The 6972-nt window shown below is 62.8% G+C and carries 6 protein-coding genes; all 6 read left to right on the forward strand.

Features of this window, described 5'->3' with window-relative positions; all coding sequences use genetic code 11:
- The first annotated feature begins 2 nt into the window (after window positions 1-2).
- The 6 genes from F8C90_RS04575 to gpmI all read left to right on the forward strand — a co-directional run bounded on the left by F8C90_RS04575 (window position 3) and on the right by gpmI (window position 6784).
- Window positions 3-1097 (forward strand): gluconeogenesis factor YvcK family protein, encoded by a 1095-nt coding sequence (locus tag F8C90_RS04575; RefSeq protein WP_158049273.1) that lies wholly within the window; start codon window positions 3-5, stop codon window positions 1095-1097.
- The gene (whiA, locus tag F8C90_RS04580) at window positions 1076-2017 is read left to right on the forward strand and encodes a DNA-binding protein WhiA (protein WP_158049274.1); all 942 of its coding nucleotides are present in this window, start codon (window positions 1076-1078) and stop codon (window positions 2015-2017) included. The genes F8C90_RS04575 and whiA overlap by 22 nt, the downstream gene beginning before the upstream one ends.
- A gap of 102 nt (window positions 2018-2119) precedes the next feature.
- Window positions 2120-3121 carry a type I glyceraldehyde-3-phosphate dehydrogenase gene (gene gap, locus F8C90_RS04585; protein ID WP_158049275.1) on the forward strand — a complete coding sequence of 334 codons (1002 nt, stop codon included), beginning with the start codon at window positions 2120-2122 and terminating at the stop codon, window positions 3119-3121.
- 63 nt (window positions 3122-3184) lie between these two features.
- Window positions 3185-4369: a phosphoglycerate kinase gene (locus F8C90_RS04590; protein ID WP_158049276.1), complete on the forward strand. Its 1185-nt coding sequence runs from the start codon at window positions 3185-3187 to the stop codon at window positions 4367-4369.
- An 85-nt stretch (window positions 4370-4454) separates the two neighbouring features.
- Complete coding sequence (gene tpiA, locus F8C90_RS04595) at window positions 4455-5228, forward strand: triose-phosphate isomerase (RefSeq protein WP_158049277.1); 774 nt, start codon at window positions 4455-4457, stop codon at window positions 5226-5228.
- A complete protein-coding gene (gene gpmI, locus F8C90_RS04600) occupies window positions 5228-6784 on the forward strand; it encodes a 2,3-bisphosphoglycerate-independent phosphoglycerate mutase (RefSeq protein ID WP_158049278.1) in 1557 nt (518 codons plus the stop codon). The genes tpiA and gpmI overlap by 1 nt, the downstream gene beginning before the upstream one ends.
- Window positions 6785-6972: the final 188 nt, after the last annotated feature.

Below are 6972 nucleotides of genomic sequence, written 5' to 3' on the forward strand. Positions count from 1 at the left end.
GTATGAAGAAGAAGCGTCCCTTCATCCAAGACCCCTCGGCGACTGCGGCCTTCGCGGCGCTGCGCGATTTGCCCTTGCCTCGAGCGGTGCATGCCCCTCGCGGCGACAAGCTCCACGCTGTCGTCGTCGGCGGCGGCACGGGTGCGCCGGTTTCCATCCGAACTCTTCTCTCCCTCGACGTCGAGACGAGCGCTGTGGTGGCCATGGCAGACGACGGCGGCTCGACCGGTCTTTTGCGCGAGGAGGCGGACGTGACGCCCCCGGGCGATGTGCGCAAGTGTATCCTCGCGATGGCGGCCGACCCGAAAGACCCGCTCACCCGCGCGTTCAAGTACCGTTTCCCCATCGCGAACAACCACTCGCTTGGGAACTTGATGCTGGTCGCGCTCGAGGATGCGTGCGGGTCGTTCCCCGAGGCAATCTCGGTGTGCGAGCGCATGCTCGACGCGCGGGGACATGTGTACCCCTCGACGCTGACCCACGTCACGCTTGCTGCGAAGACGCGCGGCGGGAAGCTGCTCGAGGGCCAGGCGGTTGCGTGTCATTCCGACATCGCGCTCTCGCGCGTGATTCTTCGAGGTCAGGGAACGATCGAGCCCTATGCCCCGGCGCTCGAGGCCATTCGCGCGGCTGACCTTATCGTGCTCGGTCCCGGCTCGCTTTTCACGTCCATTATCCCGAACCTGCTCGTGCCAGGCGTCGTCGAGGCCATCCGCGAATCGAAGGGCACCACGGTGTTCGTTTGTGGGCTAGCCGACGTGCAGGGCGAGACGCTCGATTTGAGCGCCCGCGAGCACGTTGAGGCGTTGCTCGACCACGGCATGCGCGGCCTTCTCGATTACGTGCTTGTGCATTCGTCGCGTCCGCTTTCGCCTGACCAGAACACCTTCGCCCCTTCGGCGGCTGACCCCCAGGAGTCCGCGGGTATCCACTCGGTCGCGGTCACCTACGACGACGTTATGGCCATCCAGGCCCAAGGCCCGCGCGTTATCGTTCGCGACCTGGTCGACCACAAGCGTCCGACCTGGCATGATCCGGAGGCTTTTCGGGAAGCGCTTTGGGGGGTGCTCAAACTATGTCGTTCACGGCGGAAGTAAAAGACGAGCTCGCGCGCGTTCTGCCCGAGTGCTCGCATTGCGGGAAGGCAACGCTCGCCGCGCTCGTGCGTATCGAGGGAACGCTGTTCGTCTCCGGTCCCGGACGCTATCGCGTTGAAATCGCTACGGATGTGCCGAGCGTTGCGCGCCTTGTGATCAAGCTTTTGCATGGCATCTACCAGCTGCGAACCGAGCTCACCGTGCGCCGCAGCGTGCTCCATAAGACGCCAAACTATCTGATCGAGGTTCCCGCGCAGCCCCATCTGCCCAAATCGTTGCTCGATTTGGGCGTCATCACCAAGGAAGGCGGCCTGGAGGTTGGCATTCGTCCCGACATCGTGGCCAAGCAGTGCTGCGCCGCAGCCTACGTGCGCGGCGCGTTTTTGGGCAGCGGTTTCATCGCGAACCCGCGCGGCGACTTCCATTTCGAGATCACCGTTGAGTCCGAGTCCCTCGCCGAGGGGCTTGTGGCCCTGCTCGCCGACAAGGGGATCAAAGCGCGCATCATGCAGCGCCGCAGCTCGTATATGGTGTACTTGAAGTCGGGAAACGCAATTCTCGAGTTCCTCGCATTCGTCGGCGCCCACCAATGCGCGTTGCGGCTTGAGCAGGAGCGCGTCGTGAAGAGCGTGCGCAACGACGTAAACCGCATGACGAACGCCGAGATAGCGAACCAGGCGAAATCGTCGTCCGCGGCGGTCGACCAGCTCTTTGCCATCCGCACGGTGCTCGAGGCGCACGGCATGGAGAACCTGCCGCCTGCGCTGCAGGAGTTCATCCGCCTGCGCGTGAGCTTCCCCGACGCGAGCATCAAGGAGCTCGGCGAGCGCGCGAACCCGCCGCTCTCCAAATCGGCGGTCTATCATCGCATTCGGCGCATCGAGCAGCTTGCGCGCGAAGCCGCAAACCGAAAAGGGTAGCGGCTCCGCAGGCAATTCGCCCGAAGACGGCATGCATTCGCGCAAGGTCGGCTAGACTAACCCTGTGCGTCAAGGAAAGTAATCCTTCGAAAGGAGATTTGCATGGCAATCAAGGTAGGCATCAACGGTTTCGGTCGCATCGGGCGCCTGGCGTTCCGCGCGATGGTGAAAGATCCCGCGATCGAGGTTGTCGCCGTGAACGACTTGGGCGACATCCCTACGATGGCGCATCTGCTCAAGTACGATTCCGTTCATGGGCGTGCCTTCGACACGGTTGAGGTCACCGAAGACGGCTTCGTGGCCGACGGTTATGCCGTGAAGGTCCTTTCCGAGCGCGACCCCAACAACCTTCCCTGGGGCGAGCTGGGCGTGGAGGTTGTCGTGGAGTCCACGGGCATCTTCAAGACTGGCGAGCTCGCAAGCGCTCACATCAAGGCCGGCGCGAAGAAGGTCGTCATCACGTGCCCTGCGAAGGGCGAGGACGCCACCATCGTCATGGGCGTGAACGACGGCGAGTACGACGCCGAGAAGCACAACATCATCTCCAACGCTTCCTGCACGACCAACTGCCTGGCACCGGTCGCGAAGGTTCTCATGGAGAACTTCGGCATCAAGCGCGGCTACATGAACACCATCCATTCCTATACCAACGACCAGAAGATCCTCGACCTTCCGCACAAGGACCTGCGCCGCGCCCGCGCCGCAGCCATGTCGATGATCCCGACCACCACGGGCGCCGCCCGCGCAGTTGCCCTCGTGCTTCCCGAGCTCAAGGGCAAGCTCGACGGCTTCGCCACGCGCGTTCCAACTCCCGACGGATCGATGGTCGACCTGACCGTCGAGCTCGATCGCGAGGTCACAGCCGAGGAAATCAACGCCGCGATGAAGAAAGCCGCCGAGGGCGAGCTTGCGGGCATCCTCGAATACACCGAGGACCCGATTGTGTCCATTGACATCGTGGGCAACGACCATTCTTCCATCTTCGACAGCGGACTTACCATGGTCATGGGGGGCAAGTCCAACCTCGTGAAGGTCGTATCCTGGTACGACAACGAGTGGGGCTACTCGAACCGCGTGAAGGACCTGGTCAAGATTCTTCTGTAATCTGAATCACGCATGATCGGGCGGCTTCTTGCCGCCCGATTCTTTGTTGAAAGAGGAGACTCAATGGCATCAATCAAGACCATCAACGAGCTTGATGCGCGTGGCAAGCGCGTGCTCGTGCGCGTTGATTTCAACGTTCCCGTATCCGACGGCGTCGTGACCGATGATACGCGCATCAAAGCGGCGCTGCCGACCATCGAGAAGCTTGTCGGCGACGGCGCGCGCGTCATTCTCATGAGCCACCTCGGCCGTCCGTCGGGCGAGGGCTTCGAGGAGAAGTTCTCTCTCCGCCCAGCCGCCTTGCGCCTGGCGGAGCTTCTCGGCAAGCCGGTCGCGTTCGCAAAAGACACGGTGGGCGAGGATGCGCAGGGGAAGGTGGCGGCGCTTCGCGAGGGGGACGTGCTCCTGCTCGAGAACCTGCGCTTCGACAAGCGCGAGAAGAAAAACGACCCGGCGTTTTGCGAGGAACTCGCTAAGCTCGGTGACGCCTACGTCAATGACGCGTTCGGCACTGCCCATCGCGCGCATGCCTCCACGGCCGGCGTCGCGGCGCTTCTGCCGGCATATGCGGGCTATCTCATGCAGCGCGAGGTGTCCACGCTCACGGGCATGCTCGAGAACCCGAAGCGCCCCTTCGTCGCCATTCTTGGCGGTTCGAAGGTCTCCGATAAAATCAAGGTCATCGACGCGCTCATCGACAAGTGCGAGACGCTCGTCATCGGCGGCGGCATGTGCTTCACGTTCCTTTTGGCCGAGCGCAAGCAGGTCGGCACCTCGCTTAAGGAAGACGAGTGGGTCGCTCGCGCCGGCGAGATGATGGAGAAAGCGGCTGCTCGCGGTTGCAAGCTGCTCCTTCCCGTCGACGTCGTGTGTGCCGACAGGTTCGCCGAGGACGCGAACACGCTCACCTGCTCGGTTGATGCCATCCCCGCCGACATGATGGGCCTCGATGTCGGACCCGAGACCGCCAAGCTCTACGCCGAGGCCATCGCCAGTGCGCGGACGGTGTTCTGGAACGGCCCTATGGGCGTGTTCGAGATGGACGCGTTCGCTGCGGGTACGAAGGCGGTTGCGCTCGCGGTGGCCGCTAACAAGGAGGCTGACACGGTCATCGGCGGTGGCGATTCGGTTGCTGCGGTTAACAAGTTCGACCTTGCTGACCAGATGACCTTCATCTCGACCGGCGGCGGCGCAAGTATGGAACTCGTGCAGGGAGAAGCGCTTCCCGGCGTCGAGGCGCTGCGTTAAACTGGCGGTATACAAAGAGGGGAGGCGGCAAGGCGCGCAATGTGCGCTTTCGTCTCCCCGTTCTTTTTCGCGGAAAGGACAAGCCATGGCAAGAAAACCTATGATGGCAGGCAACTGGAAGATGAACAACGCCATCGGCGAGGCGGTCGTGCTCACCCAGGAGATCTCCAACAACTGGTGGAAGGACTGGGAGGACAAGGTCGATGTCGTCATCTGCCCGCCGTTTGTCGACTTGAAGCCGGTGAAGACGGTGCTCGAGTTCGACAAGACGAAGATCTTCGTCGGTGCGCAGAACGTGTACTGGGAGGAAGCCGGCGCGTTTACTGGCGAGGTGTCTGTGCCCATGATTCGCGAGTGCGGCTGCGACTATTGCATCGTCGGGCATTCGGAGCGCCGCGGGCTTTTCGGCGAGACGAATGAGGACGTGAACAAGAAGGTGCGCGCGCTTCTGGGCGGTCGCTTGAAGCCGATCGTATGCGTTGGCGAATCGCTCGCCGTGCGCGATGAGGGCACGACGAATGAGTACGTGTGTGCCCAGGTGAAAGCTGCGTTCGCGGGCGTCGATGCGGATGACGCCGCGAAGTGCGTCGTGGCTTACGAGCCTATTTGGGCTATCGGCACCGGCCGTACGGCGACGCCCGAGCAGGCAGAAGAGGTGTGTGCGGCCGTCCGTGCACAGCTCGCCGTGCTCTTCGGCGAGGAAACGGCTCAGGCTATGCGCATCCTTTACGGCGGTTCGATGAACCCCGGAAACGTCGACGCGCTCGTGGCGGAGCCCGATATCGACGGCGGGCTTATCGGCGGTGCGAGCCTCAAATGCGACTCCTTCATCCAGCTCGTGAAGGCGGTCATGCGGTAATGAGCGTTCTCGATTCGTCTGCGCGCGAGGGTCTCGCGCTTCCCGTGTGCCTCGTTATCATGGACGGCTTCGGGCTTGCGCCCGCAGGTCCCGGCAACGCCATCTCGCTTGCGCGCACGCCTTTTCTCGATAAGCTGTTCGCGGGCGAGTGCACGCGCCTTCAGGCGTCCGGCGAGGCGGTCGGCCTGCCGGAGGGCCAGATGGGCAACTCCGAGGTTGGGCATTTGAACATCGGCGCCGGCCGCGTCGTCCATCAGGAGCTCACGCGCATCAACCGCGCGTGCCGTACAGGTTCCATCGACGAAAACGAGGTCATCAACGCGTGTCTCGATTCGTCTAAGGAGCCAGGCCGTGCGCTGCATGTCATGGGTCTTCTCTCCGATGGAGGCGTCCATTCGAGCAACGAGCACCTTTTCGCGATCCTCGAGCATGCGGTCTCGCGCGGTCTTGAGGACATCCGCGTGCACTGCTTCCTTGATGGTCGCGACGTGCCGCCCTCGAGCGGTGAGGGCTACGTTGCCGAGCTCGAGCGCCTTATTGCCTCGAAGGGATGGGGGCGGAGAGTCCGCATCGCGTCGATTTGCGGGCGCTATTACGCGATGGACCGCGACAAGCGCTGGGACCGCGTGCAAAAGGCGTGGGAGGCAATCGTTTGTGCGAAGCCTTCCGTCGATTGCGGGGCGTGCGACATGGTGTCAGACTCGTACGCCGATGGCGTGACGGACGAGTTTTTGGTTCCGTGCGCGCTCGACTCCTGCGGGGTTCGCGACGGCGACGGCGTCATCTTTTTCAACTTCAGGCCCGACCGGGCGCGTGAGTTGACGCGCGCGTTCGTCGATCCCGCTTTCGATGGGTTTGAGCGCTCAGTGTTCCCGCAGGTGAACTTCGTCTGCCTGACCGAGTACGATCCCGATATCCCCGCGCCTGTGGCGTTTCCGAAGGAATTCCCCGACAACGTCTTGGCCGACGTGCTCGCGGCGCGGGGCCTTCGCCAATATCACATCGCGGAGACCGAGAAGTACGCGCATGTTACGTTCTTCCTGAATGGGGGCCGCGAGGAGCCCAAAGTGGGGGAGGAGCGCCAGCTCGTGGCGAGCCCAAAGGTGGCCACCTACGATCTGCAGCCGGAGATGAGCGAGCCCGAGGTTGCTCGCGATTTGGCGCAGGCAATCGATGGGGGCGAGGCCGACGTGTACATCGTGAACTTCGCGAACTGCGACATGGTGGGGCACACGGGCGTCATTCCCGCGGCGGTCGCTGCTGTCGAGTCGGTTGAAGCTGGCGTTGAACAGGTGCTTTCCGCTGTTCAACGCGCAGGAGGGGTGGCGTTCGTCACCGCCGATCACGGTAACGCAGACAAGATGCTTGCCGAGGACGGCTCTCCCCATACTGCGCACACCACCGCACCGGTTCCCTTCGCGCTCGTCGACTACTCGGGGCGCGGTCTTCGCCTTTCGGGTGAGGAGGGCGCACTTTGCGACATTGCGCCGACGATGTTGGCGGCGATGGGCGTTGAGGCTCCCCTCGAGATGACGGGAAAGAGCCTGCTCGCCTGATTCGTTTGCGAAGTTTGCGGACGATTCGTGTAGGGGCTTCCCTCGGTCAGGATTTGGCGGAGTGCGAGTTAAGTTTTTGAGGAAAAACAGCCGAGAAATCTGCTAGCGAAGGAAAAGGGCCCTTCGGTATGCTTGCGGGTGTCTAAGCCAAAGCAAGCGGGAGAAAGGCCCTTCGCGATGAATCTTAC

This window comes from Ellagibacter isourolithinifaciens (assembly GCF_008831035.1).
GTDB classification, from domain to species: Bacteria; Actinomycetota; Coriobacteriia; order Coriobacteriales; family Eggerthellaceae; genus Ellagibacter; species Ellagibacter isourolithinifaciens.

Coding starts and splice junctions, on each gene's coding strand:
- F8C90_RS04575 (WP_158049273.1), top strand. CDS start 3: ATGAAGAAGAAGCGTCCCTTCATCCAAGACCCCTCGGCGACTGCGGCC.
- gpmI (WP_158049278.1), top strand. CDS start 5,228: ATGAGCGTTCTCGATTCGTCTGCGCGCGAGGGTCTCGCGCTTCCCGTG.
- gap (WP_158049275.1), top strand. CDS start 2,120: ATGGCAATCAAGGTAGGCATCAACGGTTTCGGTCGCATCGGGCGCCTG.
- F8C90_RS04590 (WP_158049276.1), top strand. CDS start 3,185: ATGGCATCAATCAAGACCATCAACGAGCTTGATGCGCGTGGCAAGCGC.
- whiA (WP_158049274.1), top strand. CDS start 1,076: ATGTCGTTCACGGCGGAAGTAAAAGACGAGCTCGCGCGCGTTCTGCCC.
- tpiA (WP_158049277.1), top strand. CDS start 4,455: ATGGCAAGAAAACCTATGATGGCAGGCAACTGGAAGATGAACAACGCC.